General features: G+C 70.4%; 24 protein-coding genes, 1 pseudogene and 2 riboswitches. Of the genes and pseudogenes, 20 read left to right on the top strand and 5 right to left on the bottom strand.

The features are described 5' to 3' along the window. Positions 1-96 precede the first annotated feature (96 nt). The 5 genes and pseudogenes from ACFWI4_RS15285 to ACFWI4_RS15265 form a co-directional block, all read right to left on the bottom strand. Complete coding sequence (locus tag ACFWI4_RS15285) at positions 97-213, bottom strand: putative leader peptide (RefSeq protein ID WP_023551189.1); 117 nt, start codon at positions 211-213, stop codon at positions 97-99. A gap of 35 nt (positions 214-248) precedes the next feature. Next, positions 249-362: riboswitch (SAM riboswitch) on the bottom strand. A gap of 86 nt (positions 363-448) precedes the next feature. Further along, complete coding sequence (locus tag ACFWI4_RS15280) at positions 449-1,273, bottom strand: DUF1684 domain-containing protein (RefSeq protein WP_387195760.1); 825 nt, start codon at positions 1,271-1,273, stop codon at positions 449-451. Positions 1,274-1,354: 81 nt separating this feature from the next. After that, positions 1,355-1,708: pseudogene (locus ACFWI4_RS15275) on the bottom strand (LLM class flavin-dependent oxidoreductase); the annotation flags it as partial. A gap of 105 nt (positions 1,709-1,813) precedes the next feature. After that, positions 1,814-3,214: an NtaA/DmoA family FMN-dependent monooxygenase gene (locus ACFWI4_RS15270; protein WP_387195622.1), complete on the bottom strand. Its 1,401-nt coding sequence runs from the start codon at positions 3,212-3,214 to the stop codon at positions 1,814-1,816. Further along, complete coding sequence (locus tag ACFWI4_RS15265) at positions 3,211-4,317, bottom strand: LLM class flavin-dependent oxidoreductase (RefSeq protein WP_387195619.1); 1,107 nt, start codon at positions 4,315-4,317, stop codon at positions 3,211-3,213. The genes ACFWI4_RS15270 and ACFWI4_RS15265 overlap by 4 nt, the downstream gene beginning before the upstream one ends. Before the next feature lie 572 nt (positions 4,318-4,889). Here ACFWI4_RS15265 and ACFWI4_RS15260 point away from each other — a divergent pair. The 20 genes from ACFWI4_RS15260 (at position 4,890) to ACFWI4_RS15165 (ending at position 25,444) form a co-directional block, all read left to right on the top strand. Further along, positions 4,890-5,921, top strand: coding sequence for an isopenicillin N synthase family dioxygenase (locus ACFWI4_RS15260; RefSeq protein WP_387195616.1), 1,032 nt, complete (start codon positions 4,890-4,892; stop codon positions 5,919-5,921). Further along, entirely contained in the window at positions 5,918-7,216 is a 1,299-nt protein-coding gene (locus tag ACFWI4_RS15255; protein WP_387195613.1) for an O-acetylhomoserine aminocarboxypropyltransferase/cysteine synthase family protein, read from the top strand. The genes ACFWI4_RS15260 and ACFWI4_RS15255 overlap by 4 nt, the downstream gene beginning before the upstream one ends. Before the next feature lie 35 nt (positions 7,217-7,251). After that, a complete protein-coding gene (locus ACFWI4_RS15250; protein WP_387195610.1) occupies positions 7,252-7,488 on the top strand; it encodes a hypothetical protein in 237 nt (78 codons plus the stop codon). Then, the gene (locus ACFWI4_RS15245) at positions 7,488-8,954 is read left to right on the top strand and encodes an MFS transporter (protein ID WP_387195607.1); all 1,467 of its coding nucleotides are present in this window, start codon (positions 7,488-7,490) and stop codon (positions 8,952-8,954) included. Before ACFWI4_RS15250 ends, ACFWI4_RS15245 begins: the two co-directional genes overlap by 1 nt. 82 nt (positions 8,955-9,036) lie before the next feature. Beyond that, entirely contained in the window at positions 9,037-10,278 is a 1,242-nt protein-coding gene (locus tag ACFWI4_RS15240; protein ID WP_387195604.1) for a vanadium-dependent haloperoxidase, read from the top strand. Positions 10,279-11,168: 890 nt separating this feature from the next. Beyond that, positions 11,169-12,065 carry a TauD/TfdA dioxygenase family protein gene (locus ACFWI4_RS15235; protein ID WP_387195601.1) on the top strand — a complete coding sequence of 299 codons (897 nt, stop codon included), beginning with the start codon at positions 11,169-11,171 and terminating at the stop codon, positions 12,063-12,065. Next, entirely contained in the window at positions 12,062-12,955 is an 894-nt protein-coding gene (locus ACFWI4_RS15230) for an ABC transporter permease (protein WP_387195598.1), read from the top strand. Before ACFWI4_RS15235 ends, ACFWI4_RS15230 begins: the two co-directional genes overlap by 4 nt. Continuing rightward, positions 12,952-13,683 (top strand): ABC transporter ATP-binding protein, encoded by a 732-nt coding sequence (locus ACFWI4_RS15225; protein WP_387195595.1) that lies wholly within the window; start codon positions 12,952-12,954, stop codon positions 13,681-13,683. Before ACFWI4_RS15230 ends, ACFWI4_RS15225 begins: the two co-directional genes overlap by 4 nt. A 44-nt stretch (positions 13,684-13,727) precedes the next feature. After that, a complete protein-coding gene (locus ACFWI4_RS15220; protein WP_387195592.1) occupies positions 13,728-14,786 on the top strand; it encodes an aliphatic sulfonate ABC transporter substrate-binding protein in 1,059 nt (352 codons plus the stop codon). Then, positions 14,783-16,111, top strand: coding sequence for an LLM class flavin-dependent oxidoreductase (locus tag ACFWI4_RS15215; RefSeq protein ID WP_387195589.1), 1,329 nt, complete (start codon positions 14,783-14,785; stop codon positions 16,109-16,111). The genes ACFWI4_RS15220 and ACFWI4_RS15215 overlap by 4 nt, the downstream gene beginning before the upstream one ends. Beyond that, positions 16,104-16,946, top strand: coding sequence for an ABC transporter ATP-binding protein (locus ACFWI4_RS15210; RefSeq protein WP_387195586.1), 843 nt, complete (start codon positions 16,104-16,106; stop codon positions 16,944-16,946). Before ACFWI4_RS15215 ends, ACFWI4_RS15210 begins: the two co-directional genes overlap by 8 nt. Next, positions 16,943-17,755 (top strand): ABC transporter permease, encoded by an 813-nt coding sequence (locus tag ACFWI4_RS15205; protein WP_387195583.1) that lies wholly within the window; start codon positions 16,943-16,945, stop codon positions 17,753-17,755. Before ACFWI4_RS15210 ends, ACFWI4_RS15205 begins: the two co-directional genes overlap by 4 nt. Positions 17,756-17,779: 24 nt before the next feature. After that, complete coding sequence (locus ACFWI4_RS15200; protein ID WP_387195580.1) at positions 17,780-19,384, top strand: FAD-dependent oxidoreductase; 1,605 nt, start codon at positions 17,780-17,782, stop codon at positions 19,382-19,384. Beyond that, positions 19,381-19,713, top strand: a complete 333-nt coding sequence (locus ACFWI4_RS15195) for a 4Fe-4S binding protein (RefSeq protein WP_387195578.1) — start codon at positions 19,381-19,383, stop codon at positions 19,711-19,713. The genes ACFWI4_RS15200 and ACFWI4_RS15195 overlap by 4 nt, the downstream gene beginning before the upstream one ends. 480 nt (positions 19,714-20,193) lie before the next feature. Then, entirely contained in the window at positions 20,194-20,274 is an 81-nt protein-coding gene (locus ACFWI4_RS15190; RefSeq protein ID WP_387195757.1) for a putative leader peptide, read from the top strand. 128 nt (positions 20,275-20,402) lie between these two features. After that, a complete protein-coding gene (locus ACFWI4_RS15185) occupies positions 20,403-21,266 on the top strand; it encodes a glutathione S-transferase family protein (protein WP_387195575.1) in 864 nt (287 codons plus the stop codon). Between the two features lie 65 nt (positions 21,267-21,331). Beyond that, positions 21,332-21,440: riboswitch (SAM riboswitch) on the top strand. A gap of 325 nt (positions 21,441-21,765) precedes the next feature. Beyond that, positions 21,766-22,746, top strand: a complete 981-nt coding sequence (locus ACFWI4_RS15180) for an amino acid ABC transporter permease (protein ID WP_387195573.1) — start codon at positions 21,766-21,768, stop codon at positions 22,744-22,746. Then, positions 22,743-23,540, top strand: a complete 798-nt coding sequence (locus ACFWI4_RS15175; RefSeq protein WP_387195570.1) for an amino acid ABC transporter ATP-binding protein — start codon at positions 22,743-22,745, stop codon at positions 23,538-23,540. Before ACFWI4_RS15180 ends, ACFWI4_RS15175 begins: the two co-directional genes overlap by 4 nt. A 64-nt stretch (positions 23,541-23,604) precedes the next feature. After that, positions 23,605-24,630: an ABC transporter substrate-binding protein gene (locus tag ACFWI4_RS15170; RefSeq protein ID WP_387195567.1), complete on the top strand. Its 1,026-nt coding sequence runs from the start codon at positions 23,605-23,607 to the stop codon at positions 24,628-24,630. 88 nt (positions 24,631-24,718) lie between these two features. After that, entirely contained in the window at positions 24,719-25,444 is a 726-nt protein-coding gene (locus tag ACFWI4_RS15165) for a GNAT family N-acetyltransferase (RefSeq protein ID WP_387195564.1), read from the top strand.

The following is a 25,444-nucleotide window of genomic DNA, read 5'->3' as shown; positions in this document are numbered from 1 at the left end:
AGGGCGAAACGGGGGGATCAAAGACAGGCGGAGATCAGGCGCAGGCGGGTGCGGCGACGACAGGTGTCGTACTGCGGCCTGCGGCGGGAAGACCCGTCAGGCCTGACAGAGACAGCTGGTCGAGCGCTTGAGGTCGATGTGGCGCCGACGCGAGAGCCGGGAGAACACGGTGGCGCCGGCGAAACGGGCGCTGAGGTCACCACCGTGCCGCATATCGGTCCTCCACATGATCCGGCCCCGCTCCCGGGGCCACGCGCTTGCGGAGATCGTCGGTGATCCCGCCGGGCTTTCACCTGGAGCACCCCGCCGCGCGGGAGGGTTGCCGGTCAGCGAGCCAGGGCTTGACGCTGACACTCAATGCCGTTCGTGATCGTACGGAGCGGTCTTGGCGTACGTCAATGGCGCAAAAGGACGCCTCGTCAGGGGAGTCCGGGGCGAGAGTGCCGGCTCAGGAGCCGCCGCGCTCGCGGGGGATCTTCTGGCCGGCCTCGATCGCCACGGGCAGCCGGTTCTCGGCCGGGGGCAGCGGGCAGGTGGCCAGGTCCGTGTAGGCGCACGGCAGGTTCGCGGCGCGGTTGAAGTCCAGGACGACCGTGCCGTCGGCGGCGGGCGGATCGAGCGCCAGGGACCGGTTGGCGGCGTAGGTGGTGACCCCGGAGGTCGCGTCGGTGAACAGCACCAACAGCCGTCCCGCACCATGGCCGGGAAATGCGGTCAGCGACAGCGGGCGCCCGTCGAGCTCGAACTCGACCCTGCCCGGAGCGTCGTAGACATGCTCAAGGCCCTCGACCGCGGCGCCCACGGTGGCCGGCCGCGGTGTGTCGAAGGGGATGTAGCGGCCAGTTACGGCCCAGCGCGGATCGGGGGCGTAGGCGGGCGTGCCGGTGAAAGCCGTGCGCAGCGGCGCGTCCGGGTGCCTGGGGCGCACGATGTCCTGGCCGCCGCGCTTGGCGACCTCGATGACGGCGTCTCCCCAGACGGCGTCGACGCCGCCGCGCTCGGGAAGCACGTCGAAGCGGTGCTCGCCGCGCACCGGCGTCCCGTCGACGACCAGCTCCTCGCCCTCGTCGAGGTCCACGACGACGCCTTCGGGGCCGGTGTGCCACGAGCCGGGCGCGTCCGGGAAGCGCTGGGGCCGGTCGTCGAGCCAGTGCAGGCCGGTGATCGCCAGGAACCCGTGTGGGTCGGCGAGCCGGGCCTCCTGGCTGCGGTGCCACTCCAGCCAGGTCTCGGTGAAGGCGTGGAGGTCCGTGGTGGTGGCCTCGGTGGTCATGGGAATCTCCTTTGTGCCGGGGGTGCCTTCGGGCAGGGGATGCAAGGGGTTGTCGGGCCGACGGGTGTATTCAGCCGGCCAGCGCAGCCGGGCGATGGGGCGTTCGAAAGGAAGGCCGAAGCCGGACTCCGTCAGCAGTTTCGTGCCCAGGGCCAGACCGAGGTGATAGCGGCCGTGGGTGGCGGCCTGGGCGGTCTGGGCCTGGCTGGAGACGAGCAGCGGGTGGCGGCCGAAGACGGGGATCGCGGAGGTGCCGACCTGCAGTCCGGGCACTTCGCGCCCGACGAGCGCCGCGAGCTGGGGTGAGTCCGCGCCGAAGGTCTGCCCGAACCAGGCCGAGGTGAGACCGAACTCTGCAGCTTCTTGGGCCAGTTGGACGGTGGCGTCGACCTGGTTCGGCGCGTCGGACGCGTTGAGCGCTACTCCAACAGTCATGTCAGTTCAGAACGGGCGTCGGCCGGACCCGCATTCCGGTCCGCGTGTGACAGCTTCTTGTCAGTCATGTGTACTCAGCCATGAGTGGAAGGGCTGGCCCGGGGCTCAGCCCGCCTGCCGTCGGTCCGGTGCGGACCGGTGGGTGAGCGGTGCGCGCAGGCCGAGGTTCTCACGCAGGGTGTTGCCGGTGTATTCGGTGCGGTAGATGCCGCGTTCCTGTAGTTCCGGGACGAGCAGGTCGACGATGTCGTCGAGGCCGTCGGGGATGAGGTACGGAGTGACGTTGAAGCCGTCGATCGCGCCGTGCCGTACGTAATGGGCGAACTTGTCGGCGAGGCTGGCCGGAGTGCCGACGTGCCCGCGCTGGGGGCCCAGCGCGATGACGGTCTCGCGCAGCGACCAGCCGTGCGCCTCCGCTTTTGCCCGCCATTCGGCCACGATGGCGCGCGGGTCGGCGATGCGCCGCGCACCGAAGGAGCCGTCGTTCTCCGTGACGACCGGGTCCTCCTTGGGCAAGGGCCCGTCGGCGTCGCGGTCGGACAGATCGATGCCCCACAGCAGTCCGGCGATGCCCAGGGCCGTGGCCGGGGTGACCTGTTGGAGCCGGATCCAGCGCTTCTTCTCCTGGGCCTCCTCCTCGGTGGCGCCGATGATGATCTCGGTGCCGGGCAGGATGCGGAGGTCGTCGTCGGGCCGCCCGACCGCGCGCAGCCGACGCCGGATGTCTTCGGCGAAGGCCAGCGCGTCGTCGAATTCGGTGCCGTGCGCGGAGAAGATGACGTCGGCGTTGCGGGCGGCGAAGTCGCGTCCCTCACCGGAGTCCCCGGCCTGGAAGATCACGGGGTGACCCTGGGCGCTGCGCGGCAGGGTCGGAGCGAGGTCGACGTCGAACTGCGGCCCCTTGTGGCGCACTTGGTGGACGGCGCCGGGCAGCGACCAGGCGGGCGCGCCGATGGTGTCGGCGACTGCCCCGTCCTCCCAGCCGTCCCAGAGGGCGCGGGCCACGGTGAGGAACTCCTCGGCGCGCCGGTAGCGGTCGGCGTGGTCGAGGTAGCCGCCGCGGCGGAAGTTCGCGCCGGTCCAGGCGTTGTCCGTGGTCACCACGTTCCAGCCGGCGCGGCCCTCGGAGAGCAGGTCCAGACCGGAGAGGCGGCGGGCCAGATCGGCGGGTTCGTTGAAGGTGGAGTTGGAGGTGGAGACGAGGCCGATGCGGCGGGTGACCGCGGCCAGCGCGGCGAGCTGGGTGATGGCGTCCGGCCGTCCGGCCACGTCGAGGTCGTGGATCCTGCCGTCGACCTCGCGCAGCCGCAGCCCCTCACCGAGGAAGAAGGCGTCGAACAGGCCGCGTTCGGCGGTCTGGGCGACCCGGCGGAAGGAGGCCGGGTCGATCTGGGAGCCGCTGTCGGGGGCGGACCAGATGGTCCAGTGGTTGACGCCCTGGAAGAACACCCCGAAGTGGAGCTGGGCGTCGGGCCGGGGGACGTCGAGGGGGTCGGTGCGGGTCATCGGGCGTCCTCCGGGGCGGCCGCGGCGGCGGTGGCGAAGCGGTTGGCGGGGCGCTGCAGACCCAGGGTCGAGCGCAGGGGCGTGCCGGGCAGCGGACGGGCGACAAGACGCCGCTCGGACAGGTCCGGCAGGACGAGGCGGGAGAGGACGGACAGGTCCTCGTCCAGCACCAGCGGATGCAGCCGTACGCCGTCGACGTGACGGCTCAACTCACCGAGCAGAGCGATGAGTTGGTCGGCGGGGCCGATGTGCCGCAGCCTTCCCCGGTCGGTCCATTCCGCGTGTCGTTCGAGGTCTGCGACGCGTTCGGCGGCTGTGGCCTCGGGTGTGTCCAGTGCCACCTCGACCTCCGCGAAGACGCGGGGCGTACCGGCGTCTGCGGCGGCCGTGGCGACCGATGCGAGGTCGCGCCCTGTGACGAGCGCGACGTCGAGCTGTGCGTCGGGAACCCGGTCCGGACGGCCCAGGACGACGAGCTGCCCCTGCGGCGGGCGCGGCACGATCGCCGGGCCCTTGACGGCATACGTGTCACCGGTGAAGTCGATGTAGTGGAGCCGCTCGCGGTCGAGGTAGCGGCTGGTGGCCACTGACCGGATGACCGCGTCGTCCTCCCACGAGTCCCACAGGGCGCGGGCCACATCGACCCCATCACGGGACTCCCGGGCCCGCGCGTCGGCGCCGGCGACGAGCGGGCGCCCCCAGGCCCGGGCCGCCTCGGGACGCTCCTCCTCCGTCACCACCCACCCGGCGCGACCGGCGGAGATGTGGTCCAGGGACGCCAACTGACTGGAGACGTGGAAGGGCTCCGCATACGTGACCGGGACGACCGGCGCGATCCCGATGGTGCTCGTGGACGCCGCGACGAAAGCTGCCCGCTCGACTGCGCCGATCCGGCCCACCGGATCCGGTGCGGCGCCCGGCGGCAGCACGCCGTCGTCCAGGGTGATCAGGGTGAACCCGGCGTTCTCGGCGATGGCGGCGACCCGGGCCACGCGGCGCGGCGTGAGCAATTGATCGGGGGAGTGGGCGGCACGGCGCCAGGCCGCGGGGTGGGCGCCGTCGCCGTCGAGCTCGACGGCGAGGTGCAGGGCAGAGCCGGACAATGGGGTTCCTTCCGGGAACACGGGAGCAGGAAAACGCGAGCACGCGCGGCCACAGGCCACGACGAGACAGCCGGCGGGGCTGGCCGACAGGGGTCAGGCGTGTGCGGAAGGACAGACGGCGGAGGAGGTGCGGCAGTAGTCGACGTGCCGCCGGGTGATCAGCCGCGCACCAGTGCACGCACCGCGCGGTGCCGCGCCCAGTACGTGCATCGAAGCCTCCACCTGTCAGGAACTTTCCCGTTCAACGTATGTCGTCCGCCCCGCTGAATGTCAAGGTCGACCATGGGCGCAGGGTCGTCCCGCCCGCTGGGACGCATGGTGGACGCATCTTTCCTGGTGTGCTTTGATCCGGCCATGGAGACCACTGGCACGGCACACACGGTGCTGCTCGACCCGTTCTGGGTGAGCCGCCGCGCCGACCAGTTCGACCAGGTCTGTTGCTGACCGCCGTTCGACGGCTCGCGATCCCGTTCTTCTCTTTCTGTCTGCTGCCTCCTTTCGCCCTCAACTAGCCATTGCTGGGGGCGTAGTTGTGAAGCGCGCGTGTCCGCCCTGCCGTGAAGGAATCTCCCATGGCCCAGTCCACAGCCTTGCCTGTCATCGACGTCTCCCGCTTCCGCGCCCCGGACGCGGACCGTGACGCTTTCCTCGCCGAACTCCGCTCCGCCGCCCACGAGGTGGGCTTCTTCTACGTATCAGGGCACGGTGTGTCAGCGGCACTGCGGGAAGAGGTGCTGAGCGCGGCCCGCCGCTTCTTCGCGCTGCCGGAGGAGCAGCGGCTGGAGATCGAGAACCTCAACTCACCGCAGTTCCGCGGCTATACGCGCACCGGCACCGAATACACGGGGGGCAGCGCCGACTGGCGCGAGCAGATCGACATCGGCCCGGAGCGGGCGGCGCTCGAGACCGGCCCGGACGATCCCGACTATCTGCGCCTGATCGGCCCCAACCAATGGCCCTCCGCACTACCGGAGCTGCGGGACATCGTGCTGCGCTGGCAGGCGGAGGCGCTGCGGGTGAGTCGTGAGGTGCTGCGGGCGCTCGCCGCGGCGCTCGGGCAGGACGAGGGCTACTTCGACCAGTGGTTCGACGACGAGGCGGCCGTGCACGTGAAGATCGTGCACTATCCGCCGCGCGTCGCCGAGGACGCAGACCAGGGCGTGGGTGCGCACAAGGACTACGGCTATCTCGCGCTGTTGCAGCAGGACGAGGTCGGCGGGCTCCAGGTGCAGCGCGAGGACGGCGAGTGGATCGACGCGGTACCCGTGCCCGGCGCGTTCGTGTTCAACATCGGTGAGATGCTGGAGATCGCGACCCAGGGCTATCTGAAGGCCACTCAGCACCGGGTGGTCAGTCCGCAGCCGGGTGTTCACCGTTACTCGATCCCCTTCTTCCTCGGCCCGTGCCTGGACGCGGTTGTCAGGCCGCTGCAACTTCCCCCGGAGCTGGCGGCGTTGAGCCGTGGAGTGACCGACGACCCGGACAACCCGCTGCTCGCGGCCTTCGGGGAGAACGCGGTCGTCGGCTGGCTCCGCTCGCATCCGCGGGTCGCCGAGCGCTGGTGGTCCGAGGCCCTGGTGAAGCGGGAGGCCGAGAACCTATGAGCAACTGGGCCTTCGAGACCCGTCAGGTGCATGCCGGTGCCGTTCCGGACCCCGCGACGGGCGCCCGAGCGGTGCCGATCCACCAGGCCACCAGCTACGTCTTCCGGGACGTCGCGCACGCCGCCGCGGCCTTCGAACTGTCCGACCTGACCACCCACGCCTACACCCGGCTGTCGAACCCCACCACCTCGGTGGCCGAGGAGCGCATCGCCGCGCTGGAGGGCGGGTCGGCCGCGGTCGCCGTGGCCAGCGGCCAGGCCGCGACGAGCCTCGCCCTGCTCAACCTGGCTCGCGCGGGCGATCACATCGTCGCTTCGTCGTCCCTGTACGGCGGCACCCGCACCCTGCTGCAGCACACCTTCGCCGACTTCGGCATCGATGTCACCTTCGTCGACGACCCGGACGACCTGGGCGCCTGGCACACGGCCGTACGTCCCACCACGAAGGCGTTCTTGGGTGAGACCATCGGCAACCCACGCGGCAACATCCTCGACAACGAGGCGGTGGCCCGCATCGCCCACGAGGTCGGCGTGCCGCTCGTCGTCGACAACACCGTGCTCACGCCCTACCTGCTGCGCCCGTTCGAGCACGGCGCCGACATCGTCGTGCACTCCACCACCAAGTTCCTGTCCGGCCACGGCACCGGTATCGGCGGGGTCGTCGTGGACAGCGGGCACTTCGACTTCGGTGCCGACCCCGATCGATGGCCGGGACTGACCCGCCCCGATCCGACCTACAACGGCCTGTCCTTCTGGGACTCCTTTTCCGACCTTGGCCTTGCCTACGCGCTGCGCCTGCGCACCCGCCTGGTCCGGGATCTGGGACCGGCCGTTTCTCCCTTCAACAGCTTCCTGCTCCTGCAGGGCCTGGAGACGCTCAGCCTGCGCATCGAACGGCACGTGGCCAACGCCCAGTCGCTCGCGGAATGGCTGGAGGAACAGCCCCGGGTGACGCGAGTGCACTACGCCTCCCTGCCCTCCAGCCCGTGGCAGACGCAGGCCAAGCGGTATCTGCCGCGCGGTGCCGGAGCGGTCCTCGCCTTCGAACTTGTGGGTGGCCTGGAGGCGGGCCGGCGATTCGTCGAAGGCGTCCGGCTGTTCAGCCATCTCGCGAACATCGGCGACGTACGCAGCCTCGTCATCCATCCCGTCTCCACCACCCACGCCCAACTGGACGCCGGTCAGCAGGCCGCAGCTGGTGTCACCCCCGGCCTGGTGCGGCTGTCGGTCGGGATCGAGGGTATCGACGACCTGATCGCCGACCTCGACGCAGGGCTGAGAGCCGCCGTCGTATGAACCCCGTCGCCAGCACCCGAGGAGCACGATCCGCCATGCGCCGCAGCACCGCCCTCCGGCTCGCCGCCAGCTCAGTCCTCGCCGGCCTGGCCGCGACCGCCTGTGGCACCGGCGCGGCCGACGACCCGGCGAACGCAGGGCCGAGCAGCCTGGACGCCTTCGCCGAGCGCGTCATCCCCGGGTTGCGGCGCCGCAGCCTGTTCCGCACCCACTACACGCGCCGCACACTGCGCGATCACCTGGGCCTGCCGCGGTCGTCCCGGCGGGCGTAGTGCTCCCGGGAGAAGACCGCGCCGCACGGCGGGTGCTGCTGGTGTGCATGGCGGCGGGCGGGACGACCCTGCTGGACCAGGCTGTGCTCAACATCGCGATCCCCAGCATGCGCCAGTCGCTCGGGGCCACCGGGGCGGACGTCCAGTGGATCGTGGCCGGGTACTCGCTGGCCTTCGGCCTGGCCTTCGTCCCCGGTGGCAGCCTCGGTGACCTGCACGGGCGCAAGTGGCTCTTCATGGCCGGGGTGGCGGTCTTCCTCCTTGCCGGGGTGACGGCCGCGACCGGAGGTGAGCCGGAGACCCTGATCGGTGCCCGGCTGGTCCAGGGTGCTGCGGCCGGGCTCGTCAACTCGCAGGTGATCGGCACCATTCAGGACGTCTTCCACGGTCCGGCCCGCGGGCGTGCGCTTGGCCTGTACGCGGTCACCGGCGGCGTGGCCACGGCCCTCGGCCCGCCACTCGGCGGTGCGCTCGTCGCCGGACTCGGCCCCGAGGCGGGCTGGCGGTGCTGCCTGTTGATGAGCACTCCGTGCGCCGTACTCACCCTGACCCTCGCGGCCCGCCTGCTGCCTCCGCCCAGGCGCACCGCCCGCAACTCCCGGCTGGACGTCCTCGGCCTCGGTCTGCTCTGCGGCTGCACGCTGACGCTGATGGTGCCCTTCATCCGCACCCCGGACGGCGGGGGAGAAACACTGCTGTGGGGCACCGCGGTGGGCGTGCTGGCAGCCGTCTTCGCCGTGCACCAGCGCCTGCGGGTGCGGCGGGGCCGTCAGCCACTGGTGCACCCCGCGCTGACCTCGTCGAAGCCGTACATGCTGGGCACAGCCGTCGCCATGGCCCAGTTCGGCTCCTCACTGGCCGCGTTCCTCGTACTCACCTTCCTGCAAAGCGGCCTCGGTCTGTCCGCTCTGCTCACGGCGGCGGTCACCCTCCCCGGGGCGGTCGGGATGGGCATCTCCTCGGCCCTCGCCTGGCGGCTCGTGCGACGGATCGGACCGCGTACGGTGACCGTCGGACTGACCCTGGGCATCGGTGCCGCCCTGACGGGAGCGGCAGTCGCGCTCTACGCGCCGACGGAGGCGCTGCCGATGGCACTGGCCGGGACGCAGCTGATGTCCGCCACCGCCGGAGGGCTCACCGTCTCGCCCAACCAGACCCAGGTTCTGCAGGATGCTCCGGCCGAGGCCGCGGGAGTGGGCGGCGGCGTCCTGCAGATGGCCCAGCGCATCGCGGCGGCCATCTGCCTCAGCGCCGTCCCGGCGGTCTATCTGCACGCCGCTTCCGGTCCCCCGGGAGACGGTCAACCTCGGACCGGGTACGCGCTGGCCTCCTGTGTCTGCGCGGGCCTGCTCGCCGTTGCCCTGCTGCTGTCCTCGAAGCGCCGCCCCGTCCCGCCGTCTCGCCTGTCCGCACCACCGTCGGCGCACCACGCCGGCGCGGTTCCCCGCTCCAAGGAATCGACCTGATCCCCCGCGACGCGGGTGCCACACCTCGCCCTCTTCATGCCTCAGCGGCTCTCTCACCCCTACCGAAACCGAAGGAGATCACATGAGTTCGACCAGAACGCGGCCCGCCCTCGTAGTCCTGGGTGCGGCGGCGCTGTTGACCGCGTCCGTCGCCGTTCCACAGGCCGCGGCGGCCGGCCGTACGTCCACGTCCCTCGCCTGGTACGACGCCACCGCCGAAACCATCGCGGCGGCCGGGGCATCCACCCAGATCACCAACAGCCGCACGTGGGCCATCAGTTGGCTCGCCGCCGCCAGGGCCACCCGGAGCGTGCCCGCGGGCGTCGAGCGCGGCGTGTATCAGGAGGCGGCGCTCGCCGGGGCCGTACACCGTGCGCTGGTGACGCTGGTCCCAAGCCGTGCGGAGCAGCTCGACGCGACGTACAAGGAGACCCTCGACGCGATCCCCGATGGCCCCGCTGAGGAGCGGGGTGTCGCAGCGGGGGAGAAGCAAGCCGATCTTGTCGTGAAGTCGAGGGAGGGCGACGGCCTGGATCCCGCCTCGGTCAACGCGCCCTATCCCGTGAAGCCCGCGGCGCCGGGCGTCTGGCAGCCGACGCCGCCCGACTACGCACCGGCGGCCCAGTACGGCAACCGTCTCGCCAAGCCGTTCCTGCTCAGAACGCAGAGCCAGTTCCGGCTCGGCCCGCCGCCCGCCCTCGACTCCAGGCGCTACGCAGCCGACCTCGCGGAGGTGCGGGCGTACGGTGCCGCGGACAGCGCGGTGCGCAGCGCCCAACAGACCGAGACCGCCACCTTCTGGCTGGGCTCCTCCCTCACCCTCTACACCGAGCCGCTGCGGGTGGCGCTCTCGCGCGCGGACCAGGGGATCGCCGGGCAGGCGCGGCTGGTCGCGCTCTTCCACGTGGCGCTGGTGGACACACAGATCGCCACCTCCGACAGCAAGTACACCTACGAACGCTGGCGTCCCGTCACCGCGATCCGCACCGGCACCATCGTCCCTGACCCGGACTGGACGCCGCTGCACACCACCCCCGCTCACCCGGACTACCCCAGCGGCCACAACACCTACGCGGGCGCCGCACAGACCGTGCTGTCGGCGCTGGTCGGGCCGCGTACCGCCCCGTTCGACCTGACCAGCCCCACCGCGCCCGGGGTGACGAGGACGTACACCGCCTGGAAGCAGCTCTCGGACGAGAACGTGGACGCTCGGGTCTTCTCCGGCATCCACACCCGGTCGGCCGACCAGGCGGGGATCACGCTTGGCACGAACGTTGCACGGTACGTCCTGCAGAACGCGGGACGGCTCCTCGCCCCACGCTGACCCTCCGAGCGCTCACCGGCAGCGCGGCGCCCAATCCGTTGCTGACAAAACGCAGGCGATGACCGTACCGAGGCCCCGCCGTCGTGTGGGGCCTCGGTGGGCCGGCCTCATTCGAACGCCGCCGCGTCGCGCAGCGCCTGGGCCGCACGGCCCCACCCCGGCGCACCGCCCGCAACTCCCGGCTGACGTTCTCGGCCTCGGCCCGCTCTGCGGCCGCCCGCTGACGCTCACCGGGTGGCTGTCTGCAGGGCCCGCTGTTCGGGCGTGGCCACCGGGGGGATCGAGCAGAGTGCGCAGCCCGGGGAAGACAACGAAGCACCGCTGCTGATCGAGGGAAACGGGCCGAGCGTGGACGACCGGCGGCGCTGCCGCACAGGAGGCTTGCCCTTGACGCACACGTCAGAGGCAAGCAATGCGGGCTGTGCGGTCTCCACGACCAGGCGGAGGCGTTCTCCGTGTCCGCAATGCAAGACCTGTCCGGAAAGTTATTGACCGACGTGGTGGACCTCTGCTGAACTCCCGTCTTATGAACCCGCGCGTGGATCTCACTCGGCGGCGCCACATCGACCTGGCGCACGTCTCCAGCGCGTTTTGTTGTCGCTGACGCGGCAAGGGATCGTCGTATCCACCTCCTGAGGGCTCCCCTCTCCTCTCATCTCCTTCTCGTATGAGCCGGGAGCCTGTTCGCGCACGCCGACGCGGCCGCTGAGAACGCGGCTGTATCGCTCCTGCGACCACGCGCCTTCTGCGACCACGCGTCCTCTCTCCGGCCGGCCCAGTCCGGTATTCCGCGTGGTCGATCAGTCCTGCGCAGTACCCAACCCCCTTCACCCGACTCCCCGTTCTCCAGCAGCCCTTGGCGTGCCCATCTGCCCGGGAGGGATCCCCTCATGCCTCCGTCCATCCGAAAGCTCACCGGCCGCATCGGCGCGGTCGTCGACGGCGTCGACCTCGCGGCGCCACCCGACCTCTCGACAGTCACGATGCTCCGAGACGCCCTCAACGAGCACAAGGCGATCGTGTTCGACGACGTGCAGCTCGACAACGCCGGTCAGGAGCGTGTGGCCGGGTGGTTCGGCGACCTGACGACCGCCCATCCGAACGTGCCGGCCGCCGACGGCACGACGAATGTCCTCGCCGTCGACAGTGCGACGTCCAAGGCGAACGAGTGGCACACGGACGTCACCTTCGTGGTCAACCCGCCGCAGCTCACCACGCTCCGGTCCATCGTGACCACGCCCTACGGCGGCCAGACGCTCATCGCCAACGCCGCTGCGGCCTACCGCGACCTGCCCGAACCGCTGCGCGCCCTCGCGGACACGCTGCGCGTCGTGCACACCAACCAGTACGACTACGCCCGCCCCGCAGCCGCCACGGCGCAGCGACAGGAGTACGACCGGGCCTTCGTCTCGACGCCCTACGAGGCCGAGCACCCACTCGTGCGAGTCCATCCGCTCACTGGCGAACGCGGGCTGTTCATCGGCGGGTTCGCCAAGCGGATCGTCGGCCTGTCGAGCAGCGACTCGGCAGATCTGCTGCGCATCCTCCAGTCGTATGTGACCCGTCCGGAGAACATCCTGAGCTGGACCTGGTCCCCGAACCAGCTGCTGATCTTCGACAACCGGATCACCCAGCACTACGCGGTGGACAACTACGACGATCACCCGCGCCGCCTCAACCGGGTGACGATCGCAGGAGAGGCACCGACCGGTGTCGACGGCCGCCGCAGCGAGCAACTGATCGGCGATGCCTCGCACTACAGCAGCGTGCTGGCGGTGGCGGCATGACCGAGCTCAGCCTCAAGGCGCCGGCCGTCACCAAGGGCCCGGACGCCGAGACGACGAACGTGCGGGAACGCGAGGTGTTCCTGCCGCGCGACGCCCGCCGCCGGACGTTGCTCAGCACACTCCGCGAACGCCTGCGCTGGCCGCTGGGCATCTACACGACACCGGTCGCGATCCTCATCGCCTGGGAGATCCTCGCCCGGGCCGGAGTGGTGTCGAAGACCTACGCCCCCGCGCCGACCTCGATCGTGAAGTCCGCCGCCGATCTTTGGCAACAGGGTGTCCTCGGGCCGGACTTGGCCATCTCGCTGCAGCGGGCCGGCATCGGTCTCGCGATCGGTCTGACGGTGGGCATCGTCAGCGGGGTGCTCGGCGGGCTGCTACGCAGCGGTGAGTACCTGTTCAACGGCTTGGTACAGGTGCTGAACACGATCCCCCTCCTCGCGGTGCTGCCGCTGATGATCGTGTGGTTCGGTATCGACGAGCTCACGAAGGTGCTGCTGATCTCCTTCGGCGCCGGTGTCCCGATGTATCTCAACCTGTTCGCCGCGATCCGGGGTGTCGACCAGCGGCTGATCGAAATGGCGCGCACGACGGGCGCGGGCACCTGGCGCCTGGTGACGCGCGTGCTGGTGCCCGGGGCCCTGCCGGGGTTCCTGGTGGGCCTCCGGTTCTCCCTCGCGTACAGCGTCCTGGGCCTGGTCGCCGCCGAAACGGTCAACGCGGACAAGGGACTTGGCTTCCTCATCACTCAGGGGCAGACCTATCTCCAGACCAACCAGGTCTTCGTGGGGCTGGTGATCTACTCGCTCCTCGGTCTGCTCGCCGACCAGTTCGTCAGGGCTCTCGAGCGGGTGCTGCTGCGGTGGCGCCCCAGTTATGAGGCGTCATGAGCAACACGATCGCGACGGAGCCCCGTCGGCAGACCGGGGTCGTCGTCGAGCAGGTGGTCCGTCGGTTCGGTGACCGAGTGGTGCTCGACCATCTCGACCTCACCATCGCCGAGGAGGAGTTGGTGATCCTGCTCGGTCCTTCGGGCTGCGGCAAGAGCACCCTGCTGCGGCTGCTCGCCGGACTGGACCGGCCCGACGGCGGGCGCGTGGAGGTCCCGGCCCGGCGCGCGATCGTCTTCCAGGCCGACCGGCTGCTGCCCTGGCAGCGGGTCCTGCGCAACGTCACGCTCGGCCTGCACGCGGCAGACGCGGAACAGCGGGCCCGCGACGTGCTCTCCGAGGTCGGCCTCGCCGGGCGCGAGAAGGCCTGGCCCAAGGAGCTCTCCGGCGGTGAGGCCCAGCGGGTCTCACTCGCGCGGGCGCTCGTCTCTGAGCCCGAACTCGTCCTGCTCGACGAACCGTTCGCCGCCCTCGACGCGATCACCCGGCTGCGCATGCACGACCTCGTACGCGCACTGCGGACCAAGCATCAGGCCGCCATGCTGCTCGTCACCCACGACGTCGACGAGGCGATAGCCCTGGCGGACCGCATCGTCGTCATGAGCAACGGCCGCATCGGCACATCGCACGAGGTGCACCTCACCGCCGCGGACCGCGAGGCGAGCGTTGCCCGCGAGGAACTCCGCGCCCGGCTCCTTGAAGACCTCGGCCTCGCCGACCGGCTGTGACCTGCCCGAACACCCTCACCCAGCACAGAAAGCACGACAACCCCATGCGAAAGAGAACCACGAGACTCATCGGCGCAGTCGGCTCGCTCGCTCTGGCGAGCACCCTCGTTGCCTGCGGAGGATCGTCGTCGGACACCGCCGCGCCGCTGAGCAACGCCGTCGACGCGAGTGACGCCAAGCACCCCGAGTGGAGCAAGTACACCTTCACGATCGGCGACAACGGCGGTGACGGCAGCCAGGAACTGGCGAAGGTTACCGGCGTGTTCGACAACGCGCCCTACAAGGTGAAGTTCGCCCGCTTCACCTACGGTCCGCCGCTCGTGCAGGCCGCCGCCTCGGGCGACATCGACCTGGGCAGCGTCGGCGACGTACCGCCGATCACCGGCGCGGCGAAGGAGTACGGTTTCAAGGTCGTCGCCGTCAACCGCTCGCTCACTCCCGACCAGGCGGTGGAGAACATCATCGTGCCCAAGGGCTCGAAGCTGAAGACGGCCGCCGACCTCAAGGGCAAGAAGATCGCCGTCCCGCAGGGCAGTTCGGCCCACGGTCTGGCCCTGAACGCGCTGAAGAGCGTCGGTCTCACCCCCAAGGACGTGAAGCTGGTCTTCCTCGATCCGGCGGCCGGTGCCACGGCGTTCAACACCGGGAAGGTGGACGCCTGGTCGATCTGGAACCCGCAGTCGGCGATCGCGGTCAAGAACGGCGCGCGGATCCTGGTGAAGGGTCTCCCGCCGATCGACCAGACGAGCAGTTACTACGTCGCGAGCGACACGTCACTGAAGGACAAGACCAAGCGTGCGGCTCTGACGGACGTCCTGAAGAGGCTGTCGCGAGAGTTCGCCTGGGCGGTCAAGAACCCCGACGAATACGCGCAGGCGCTGTCGAAGGAGCAGGGCATCCCGCTGGATGACGCCAAGGCGTCCCTGGCCGCCTACTCGAACCGGGTGACTCCGGTGGAGCAGTCGGACATCGAGCTGGAGCAGAAGCTCGCCGACGCCTTCCTGGAGGCGGGGCAGATCGCCAAGAAGGTCGACGTCCCGTCGATCGTCGACAACCTTCTGCCGGCCGACTACGACAGCTCCAAGCTCAAGGTCACCTCATGAGCGCGGGACGGAGGAGGCTCCACCTCAACGCCTTCCTCATGGAGGCGGGCCACCACGAGGCGGCGTGGCGGCTCCCGCACAGCAATCCCCGGGCGGACTTCGACCTGCGGCACTGGATCGAGCTGGCACAGCTCGCAGAGAGCGCCAAGTTCGACTCGCTGTTCCTCGCGGACGGCCCGGCCCTCATCGGCACCGGCGAGTTCCGCCCGCCCGGCCAGCTCGAGCCGCTGACGCTGCTGACTGCGCTGTCCCAGGCGACCAGCAGGATCGGCCTCATCGCGACCGTGTCGTCGACGTACAACGAGCCGTACAACCTCGCCCGCAGGCTCGCGTCCGTCGACCACGTCAGCGGTGGCCGCGCCGGCTGGAACATCGTCACCTCGGCAGGGGCCGACGAGGCCGCCAACTTCGGCCTCGACGACCGCCCTGGCCACGCCGAACGCTACGCCCGCGCCGACGAGTTCCTGAAGGTCGCCAAGGCGCTGTGGGACAGCTGGGAGTCCGAGGCCGTCGTCGCGGACAGGTCCACGGGCCGCTACGCCGACCCCGGGCGCCTCCACCGGCTCGGCCACCAGGGCAGGTACTTCAAAGTGGCCGGCCCGCTCAACGTCGAACGTCCGCCGCAGGGCTACCCGCTGCTCGTCCAGGCCGGCTCCTCCGAGGACGGCAAGGACTTCGCGGCCCGCCACGCCGAGGCCGTCTTCACCGCCCACACGACGTACGAGCGCGCCGCCGCCTTCTACGCCGACATCAAGGCACGCACCAGGGCCGCGGGGCGCGACCCGGACGGCGTCATCGTGCTGCCCGGCATCGTCCCGTACATCGGCTCGACCGAGGAGGATGCCCGGGCGCTTGCGCGGCAGTTCGACGAGCTGCGCGTCCCGGAGTACGGGCTGCGTCAGCTGGCCGCGGTGTTCGAGACCGAGCCGTCGGCCTTCGAACTCGACCAGCCGCTGCCGGAGTTCATCCTGGCGAGACCGAAGCTGGAGGGCTCGCAGAGCCGTTCCGACCTGATCATCGATCTCGCGGTGCGCGAGCAGCTCACGGTCCGGCAGATCATCTCTCGGCTCGGGGGCGGACGCGGCCACTTCGAGTTCGTCGGCACACCCGAGCAGGTGGCGGACACGATCATCGCCTGGTTCGAGGGCGGTGCGGCAGACGGGTTCAACATCATGGCCCCCGCGCTGCCGTCGGGCCTGGCGGCCTTCGTCGAGCACGTGCTGCCGATCCTGCGCGGCAAGGGGTTGTTCCGCGAGGAGTACGAAGGCACCACCCTGCGTGAGCACTACGGGCTCCCGGTGCCCGCGAACCAGTTCCATGGCTGACCTGCTTTCCGGGCCTGATCCGCTTCCCACGGCCGGCCCGCTTCCCCTGGGCGACCCGCTCGCGACTCCCGCCGCTTCCACTTTCCGGAGCGGCGGGAGTCCGCCCGCGCTGCGGGTCGAGGGCCTGCGCAAGACGTACGAGGACGGCTTCACCGCGGTGGCTGGGCTCGACCTGGAGATACCGGATGGTGCTTTCTTCGGGCTGCTCGGCCCGAACGGCGCGGGAAAGACCACGCTCATCGGTTCGGTATGCAACATCGTGCGCCCCAGCGCCGGCAGCCTCTCCGTCTTCGGGCACGACCACCGCAGCCGTCAGGCCCGCAGACTGCTGGGTCTGGCCGCGCAGGAGATCAACGTCGACCGGTTTCTGTCCATCCGGCAGATCCTGGTCTACCACGCGGGATATCACGGCATCGGCCGGAAGGCGGCCGCCCGGCGCGCGGACGAACTGCTCGCCCTGTTCCGTCTCGACGACAAGGCCGACGTACGAGCCTACGAACTCTCCGGCGGCATGCAACGGCGCCTCGTCCTCGCGCGGGCCCTCATGCACCGTCCCCGCCTGCTCATCCTCGACGAGCCGACGGCCGGCGTCGACGTCGAACTGCGCTCGGAGATCTGGCGGGTCGTGAAGGGCCTCAACGCGGCCGGCACCACGGTCCTGCTGACGACTCACTACCTGGAGGAGGCGGAGACCTTGTGTGACGAGATCGCGCTGCTGCGCGCGGGCCGGATCGTCGACCGCGGCTCCGCCGCCTCGCTGCGGGAGCGGTACGCGGCCCGGGACATCTCGGAGGTCTACGAACGGGTGATCACGGCGGAGGAGATGGCCTCGTGAGCAGCACCGAAACGCCGGCCCTCCCGGCGTACGACGAGTCCTTCCGGCCGGAGCGCTCACCGTTCTTGTGGTTCCTGGAGCGCGAGGTCCTGCGCTTCCTCACGATCTGGCGCTACAGCGTCGTCGGCCCGGTGCTGTCGACCGTGCTGTTCGTCGTGGTCTTCGGATCGGCTCTCGGCTCGCACGTCGACACGATCGACGGCGTCGGCTACGGCAGCTTCATCGTGCCCGGCCTCTTCGCCCAGGCGATCGTCAACGTCGGCTTCTTCAACGGGACGACCAGCCTGTTCGAGGCCCGCCGGGACCAGTACATCAACGACGTGTTCGCGAGCCCGCTCAGGTGGTGGGAGATCAACGCGGCACTGGTGGGCGCCGGCGTCGCCCGAGGCGTCGTCGTGGGCGCGGGCGTCCTGGCGGTGGCCCTGCCGCTCACCCACGGCGGCACCCCGGCCCGCCCCGTCGTCCTGGCGTTCGGCACGCTCGGAGTGCTCCTGGTCGCCGCGCAGGTCGGCGTGATCGCGGGCGGTCACGCCAAGTCCCTCGACCATGTCTACTCCATGGAGTCGATCATCCTGCTGCCGCTGGGCTTCCTCGGCGGCGTCTTCTACTCGGTCCGTCAACTGCCTTCGTTCTGGAACTACGTGAGCCACCTCGACCCCGTCTTCTGGCTGGTCCAGGCCGAACGGATCGGGTTCCTCGGCAAAGGCGACGTCAGCGCCGGCTGGGCCCTTGCCGTGGTCTGGGGCCTGGCGGCGACGCTGACGGCCTGGTCGTCCGCGATGTTCGCCACCGGCCGACTCAAACCCTGAATCCCATACGGGAAGGAACACATCATGGCGAGCACCGAACCCGAACAGGCTCTGTCCACCGACGTGTTGGTGATCGGCGGCGGCCCCGCGGGCACCTGGGCCGCGATCAAGGCCGCTCAGGGGGGAGCCGACGTCGTGCTGGCCGACAAGGGATACACGGGCGCGAGCGGAGCGACCGCATCCGTCGGCACCGGCATCTGGTACGTCGACGACGTCCCCGAACTGCGCGAAGCCGCCATGGCGAGCCGCGAGGCACTCGGCGGATTCCTCGCCGACCGGGACTGGATGGCGCGCGTCCTTGACGAGACCCACGCGCGCATGGATGAACTGGCCCGCATCCAGCGCTACCCCTTCCCCGTCGACGCCGACGGTCGTCAACTGCGCGGCGACCTCCAAGGGCCGGAGTACATGCGGCGGCAGCGCACCCGGGTGCGGCGGCTCGGCGTCCGCATCCTCGACCACACCCCGGCGCTGGAGCTTTTGACCGACGCCGACGGCATCGTCTCGGGGGCGCGGGCGCTGGACCGTACGACCGGTGAGACCGTCCGCATCGAGGCCGGGGCGGTGGTACTCGCCGCCGGGGGATGCGCGTTCCAGTCCAAGACGCTCGGCTGCGACGTCAACACCGGGGACGGCGCGCTGCTGGCCGTCGAGGCGGGGGCACGGCTGTCCGGGATGGAGTTCTCCAACGCCTACGCCATCGCCCCCAAGGGCACGTCACTGACCAAGACCGCCTACTACTCGTGGGCGACCTTCTACCGCGCCGACGGCTCGGTCCTCGACGGCGCGGGCAGCACCCGCGGCCGGTCGGTGATCGCGAGGGCCCTGCTCACGGAGCCGGTCTACGCCCGCTTCGACAAGGCCACACCGGACGAGCAGCTGGCGATGCGCAAGGGCCAGCCGAACACCTTCCTGGTCTTCGACCGGCTGGGCATCGACCCCTTCACCGACCTGTTCGAGATCACCCTGCTCGCCGAGGGCACGGTGCGCGGGACCGGCGGTGTCCGCATCGCCGGCCACGACTGCTCCACCGACGTCCCCGGTCTGTACGCGGCCGGCGACACCGCGACCCGCGAGCTGATCTGCGGCGGCTTCACAGGCGGCGGCAGCCACAACGCCGCGTGGGCGGCGTCCTCGGGCAGCTGGGCGGGCCGGGGCGCCGCCACGTTCGCCGCCGGGCGCGGCCGTCCGGGCCGCGCCGTGCGCCCAGTGGGGACGGCGGGCCTGCGCCCCACCGGCGCGGTGAACGTCGGCCACCGCGAGGTCGTCACCGCCGTACAACGCGAGGTCCTGCCGTACGACCGCAACTACCTGCGACACGCGGACCGTCTGGAGCCGGCGCTGCGTTCGCTGCACGAGACGTGGTCCGCGGTCCGTGAAGGGCTCGGAGCGAGCGGCGAGACGCTGTTCCGGGCCAGGGAAGCGGCCGCGATGGTGGCCCACGGCCGCTGGATGTACCACGCGGCGCTGCAGCGCACCGAGTCGCGCGGTATGCACAAGCGGGCCGACCGGCCGGCGCAGGACCCGGCCCAGCACCACCGGCTGCTCACCGGTGGGCTGGACGAGGTCTGGAGCCGCCCGGAGGCGGTGCAACGGCAACTGGTCGCGAGCGGAGGCCGAGCCGCATGATCGAGATCGTCGACCCGGATCGCTGCATTGCCTGCGACCGGTGCATCGAGGTGTGCCCGACGCGCGTCTTCGATCGCGGCGCTGACGGCGTTCCGGTGATCGCGCGCCAGGACAGCTGCCAGACCTGCTTCCAGTGCGAGGCTTACTGCCCGACCGACGCGCTGTTCGTCGCCCCACTGGTGACCGCGGTCGCTCCCGGCTCGCGTTTCCGTGATGTGACAGAGCTCGAGGACTCCGGTCTGCTCGGCGGATACCGGCGTGAGCTCGGCTGGGGCAGGGGAAGGACGCTCGGCGCCCGCACCGCGGTCGGACCGGAGTATCCGGACTGACCGGACCGGAGTATCCGGACTGACCAGGGCCTGGATCGTCGCAGGATCCAGGCCCAGACTCCTGTACCCGGCCGAGGACGCCGGACACCGACCACGAAGAACGACTTGTCGCACGTCGCTCTGATGCTCCGCAAACGGGGACAGGGGATCGCAGATTCACAACCTGTCGTCCCGATGATGTCCCGACGGTGCGAGGAGACTTCGCGGGCGAGAGCCTGCGGGCCCTTTCGTCTGGGCCTTCTGCGGTGAGCACGCAGCTCGTCGGCACGTCATCCACGCGGATTCGACACCGTCGCCGCGTCCCGACGGTTGCAGTGGGAAACGTGTGGTGACCGTGTCGAGGCGGGCCGCCGTCCATCGGGGCGTCCGCGATGCGGGACGGCCCTCTTGACGCCGATGTCGGTCGGATCGACACTCACTGAGGGAATCCTAGTGAATAGGTAGGGAAATTATGAGGCGCTTGGAGTCGGTCACCGTCCGATGAGCCGTTCGCCTCTTCTGACCTCCCGCCGTCACATCGATCTGCTGCGTGTCTGCAGCGCCATCAACCCCCAGGGCTGAGCCGCGCCCATCCCGCACCGGAGACGCCCTCGGGCGTCGTGCCGTCCGGTGCGCACGGGAGAACTCCGCTCCCTCACCCGACGTCGCTTCCGCCGCGCGTACGTCCGCGCCCGCTCCCGGGGAGAGTCATGACTGTCACACCGCTGGCCGCCCACGCCGCCGACCGACCCGCGCCCGCCTTCCGGGGCCGGATCGGCCGGGACGCGCGCAGCGGCCACTACGCCGTTCCGGGCCGCTACCGCCTCCATCTGTCGACCGCCTGTCCCGGCGGCCTGCGCATCGCCGTCACCCACAGCCTGCTCGGCCTGGACACCGTCTGTCCGGCCACCTTCCTGCCCGCGGTCCCCGACTGCCCCGAGGGCGGCCACTCCGTCCTGCGTCCGTTGTACGAGGCCAGCGCCCACCGGTACCCCGGTCCGGCCGTCGCGCCGGTGCTCAGCGACGACTGGTCCGGGCGGATCGTCAGCACCCACGCCCCGGACATCATGCGCGACCTCGACCGCCGGTTTGGCGGCGACCGCCCCTCGCTCTACCCGTGCGGCGCGGAGTCGGAGATCGAGGCCGTCGAGTGGATGTGCGCGCAAGGCATCGAACAGGCCGCGCAGCACGCCGGATCGGCCGGTGGCGCGCCGGTGGAACGTGACACGGCACTTGGCATGCTGCTCGAAACGCTCGGGGCCCTGGAACGCTGGCTCGAAGGACGCACGTACCTGATCCGCGACGAAATCATCGCCGCCGACGTCGAGTTGTGGGTCGCCCTGGTCCAACTCGACACCGTGCACCGCAACCACCTCGACGCCTCAGCCGTCCAACGCATCGCCGACCACCCGACCCTGTGGGCCTACGCCCGCCGGCTCGCCGCCCACCCTGCCTTCGGCGGCCACCTCGACCTCGACGGCATCGAGCGCCGTCACCACGCCCGTTGCCAGGGCCTGGAGGCCGCCGGAGCGGCCGTGCGGATCCTGGACTGGGCAGCACACGCGGCCCGTTAGCCGTTCCACCTGGTGGACCGGCGTTGACATTCGTTCGGGCAATTGTCTTGACTATGGCCCAGAACGGTCATGAGTGTCAGCGACAAGCCCTGGCTTGCTGACTGGCAACCCTCGCTCCGCGGTGGGGTGCCCCAGGTGACGACCGGACCGAAGACGTTTCGGTAAGCGCGAGGCCCACACGGGCCGGAACAGTGATGGTGACGTCATGTACGCAGCTCCCAGGACGGCCACGCGCCGCTCCCAGGGCTGCGTACAGCCGTACCCGAACCCTCTCGTCGCCGATCGCGCCGTCGATCTGCTCCGCGTGAACAGCGCACTGTGTACCGCACCGGGCTGTGCCCGCTGTCGGGGCTGACACCTCCCCGCAGCCCCCGCACTCCCTGACGAACACCGCCCGTGCGGTGTGCCGTTGTCCTCCCCGCCCCCGGTACCTCACCGTCGTGTGCGCTTCCGCATGCCGCCGTGCTTCCGGGGTGTTCTCACCCAGCCGGAGCCCACCATGAGTGAACCCCCTGGCGCCACCGTCACCCTCCCCGAGGCGCCGACCGCCGACGAACCATCGAAAGCCCTCACTGCCCAGCGAGTTTTGACGCTGCGGCGCCCCGGACGCTGGATCGCCACTGCGGTCGTCCTCGTCCTGGTCGCCCAGTTCGTGCACGGACTGGTCTCCAACCCCTTCTACCAGTGGGACCGCTGGAGCTACTGGTTCCTGCGCCCCACCATCCTCGACGGCCTGCTGATCACCCTCGAAGTCACCGCCTACAGCGCGGTGCTCGGCCTGATCGGCGGCATCGTGCTCGCCCTGGCCCGGCTGTCGAGGAGCCCCGTGCTGCGCGCGGTCAGCTGGACCTACGTCTGGGCGCTGCGCTCCATCCCGCTCATCGTGGTACTGATCTTCCTCTACAACTTCAGTGCCCTGTACAAGACGTTGAGCGTCGGCATTCCCTTCGGCCCGGCCTTCTTCTCCTTCGACGAGTCGAAGCTCGCCACCGACATGGTCGTCGCCGTGATCGGCCTCAGCCTCAACGAGGCCGCCTACGCGGCCGAGGTCGTACGCGGGGGCATCCTCTCCGTCGACCAGGGCCAGCACGAGGCGGCCGCGGCGCTCGGCCTGCCGAAGGGCTACCAGTTCCGGAAGATCGTCTTTCCGCAGGCGCTGCGCTCGATCATCCCGAACTACGTCAACCAGCTCATCGGCCTGATCAAGGGCACCTCGCTGGTCTTCTACGTCTCTCTGCTCGACCTGTTCGGCTCGGCGCAGACCATGGGTTCCACCTACCCCGGCGACATCGTGCCGCTGCTGCTGGTCGTCACCGTCTGGTACCTGATCCTGACCAGCGTCGTCTCCGTCGTCCAGTTCTACGTCGAGCGGTACTACGCCCGCGGTGCCATTCGCAGCCTGCCGCCGACACCGCTGCAGAAGCTCCGCACCGGGCTCACCGACCTGCGGGCCCGCATCCGCCGGGAGGCCGCCGTATGACCGCCGACACCATCGAGGCCCTGGCGGACGTCGAGGCCGCCACCCTCGAGGTCCACGACGTGCACAAGTGGTACGGCACCCATCGGGTGCTGGACGGCGTCGACCTGACCGTCCGCCCCGGCGAGGTCACCGTGATCCTCGGCCCCTCGGGCTCCGGCAAGTCCACCCTGCTGCGGGTCATCAACCATCTGGAGAAGCCCGAGATCGGCCACGTCAGCATCAATGGCGAGCTGATCGGTGTGAAGCGACAGGGCGAGAGGCTCAAGGAGCTGAGCGAGCGCGCCATCCTCACCCAGCGCGGGCGGATCGGCTTCGTCTTCCAGAACTTCAACCTCTTCCCGCACCTCACCGTCCTGGACAACGTGGCCGCCGCCCCGGTCGCCACCGGCAGGCTCGGCAAGCCCGAAGCCCAGGAGCTCGCCCGCGAACTCCTCGGCCGGGTCGGCCTCGGCGACAAGACCGGCGCCTACCCGCGCCAGCTCTCCGGCGGCCAGCAGCAGCGCGTCGCCATCGCCCGCGCCCTCGCCCTGCGCCCCGGCGTCATCCTCTTCGACGAGCCCACCTCCGCCCTCGACCCCGAACTCGTCGGCGAAGTCCTCGCCGTCATCAAGGACCTGGCGACCAGCGGCACCACCCTTCTCATCGTCACCCACGAGATCGGCTTCGCCCGCGAGATCGCCGACCGGGTCGTCTTCATCGACAGCGGCAAGATCATCGAGCAGGGCCCGCCCTCCGAGGTCCTCGACAAGCCCCGGCACGAGCGGACCAGGGACTTCCTCAGCAAGGTCCTCTGACCCGCCGCACCCTTCAGACCTCCCCCCACGCCACCCTCATCACCTCCAGCGACAAGGAACGGCCATGCCCACCCAGTTCACCCGACGCAGCCTGATACGCGGCATCACCGCGGCGACCGCCGTCGCCTCCCTGGCCACCGGGCTCGCCGCCTGCGGTGGCAACAGCGACGCGGCCACCTCCACCGACAGCGCCAAGTCCGGCGAGGTCGTCATCGGACAGGTCTCCAACGGCGCCGCCAAGCAGACCTCCATCAAGGTCTCCGAGGTCAAGTCCATCAGCGCCGAACTGCCCGCCGCCGTCAAGAAGAGCGGCAAGCTGGAGATCGGCATCGGCGCCCTGCCGGCCGGCTTCCCGCCGCTGGCCTACGTGGGCAGCGACCAGAAGACCCTCACCGGCGCGGAACCCGACTTCGGCCGCCTGGTCGCCGCGGTCCTCGGCCTCCAGCCCGAGGTGAAGAACTCCACCTGGGAGAACCTCTTCGTCGGCATCGACAGCGGCAAGGTCGACGTGGCCTTCTCCAACGTCACCGACACCGAGGAGCGCAAGAAGAAGTACGAGTTCGCCTCCTACCGGCAGGACAACCTCGCCTTCGTGGTGCCGAAGAAGAGCACCTGGAACTTCGAAGACAACTACGAGAACCTCGCCGGCAAGACCGTCTCCGTCAGCTCTGGCACCAACCAGGAAAAGATCCTCCTGGAGTGGAAGGCGAAGCTGGCCAAGGAGGGCAAGAAGCTCACCGTCAAGTACTTCCAGGACAGCAACAGCGTCTACCTCGCCCTGTCCAGCGGCAAGATCGACGCGTACCTGGGCCCCAACCCCGGCATCGCGTACCACAACCGCCAGGTCGCGAACACGCCCAACGCCACCCGCACCGCAGGCACGTACTCCGGAGCCGGCGCGAGCCTGCAGGGCCTGATCGCGGCGACCGCGAAGAAGGACAGCGGCCTGGCGAAGCCGCTCGCCGACTCCATCAATTACCTGATCGAGAACGGTCAGTACGCCGAGTGGCTCAAGGCCTACAACCTCTCCAACGAGGCCGTCGCCAAGTCCGAGGTCAACCCGCCCGGACTGCCCCTCGACAACTCCTGACCATCGCGTGACCGGGACTCCGCCGCCGCCTCGCGGTGGAGTCCCCGCGCGCCGGACACCCGAGCCGCACCCCGGAGACTGCCACACCATGTCCGTGACCAGCATCGACGCCAGCTCCTCGCACATCCTGGACAACCCCGCCTGGGCCGCGCTTACCGGCCCCCACGCCCCCTTCGCCGAACGCATCGGCCGCGCCGCCCGCTACCGCGAGGACGTGGCACCCTTCCACGCCCTCTCCGACGAGGACGACCCGCGCGCCTGGGCCGACCTCGCCGCACTCGTCGGCCCTGGCGGCACCGCCGCGGTGCGGGGCGTCACCGAGGCGGCGGTGGGCTGGGAGGTCGTGCGCACCGGACACGGCGTCCAGCTCGTGGACACCTCCCTGCGCGCGGGGCCCGACCCTGAGGCCGTACGGCTCGGTCCCGACGACGTGCCCGAGATCCTCGACCTGGTCGCCCGCACCGAGCCGGGCCCCTATCTGCCGCGCACCGTCGAACTGGGCACCTACCTCGGCATCCGCCACGAGGGCCGGCTGATCGCAATGGCCGGCGAGCGGCTGCACCCGCCGGGCTGGACGGAGATCAGCGCCGTGTGCACCGACCCCGCCCACCGCGGCCGGGGCCTGGCCACCCGCCTGGTCCGTGCGGTCGCCGCCGGCATCAGGGAACGCGGCGAACGCCCCTTCCTGCACGCCGCGGCCACCAACGCGAACGCGATCCGGCTGTACGAGTCGATCGGGTTCACCCTGCGCCGCCGTACCGTCTTCTCGCTCGTCCGGCACACCGGGGCAGCCGCTCTGGAAGAAACGGCATAG

It is taken from the genome of Streptomyces sp. NPDC127038 (genome assembly GCF_042725875.1).
In the GTDB taxonomy this organism is placed as follows: Bacteria; Actinomycetota; Actinomycetes; order Streptomycetales; family Streptomycetaceae; genus Streptomyces.
The sequence above is the reverse complement of the archived record's forward strand: the minus strand, read 5'-3'. Positions and strand labels throughout refer to the sequence as shown.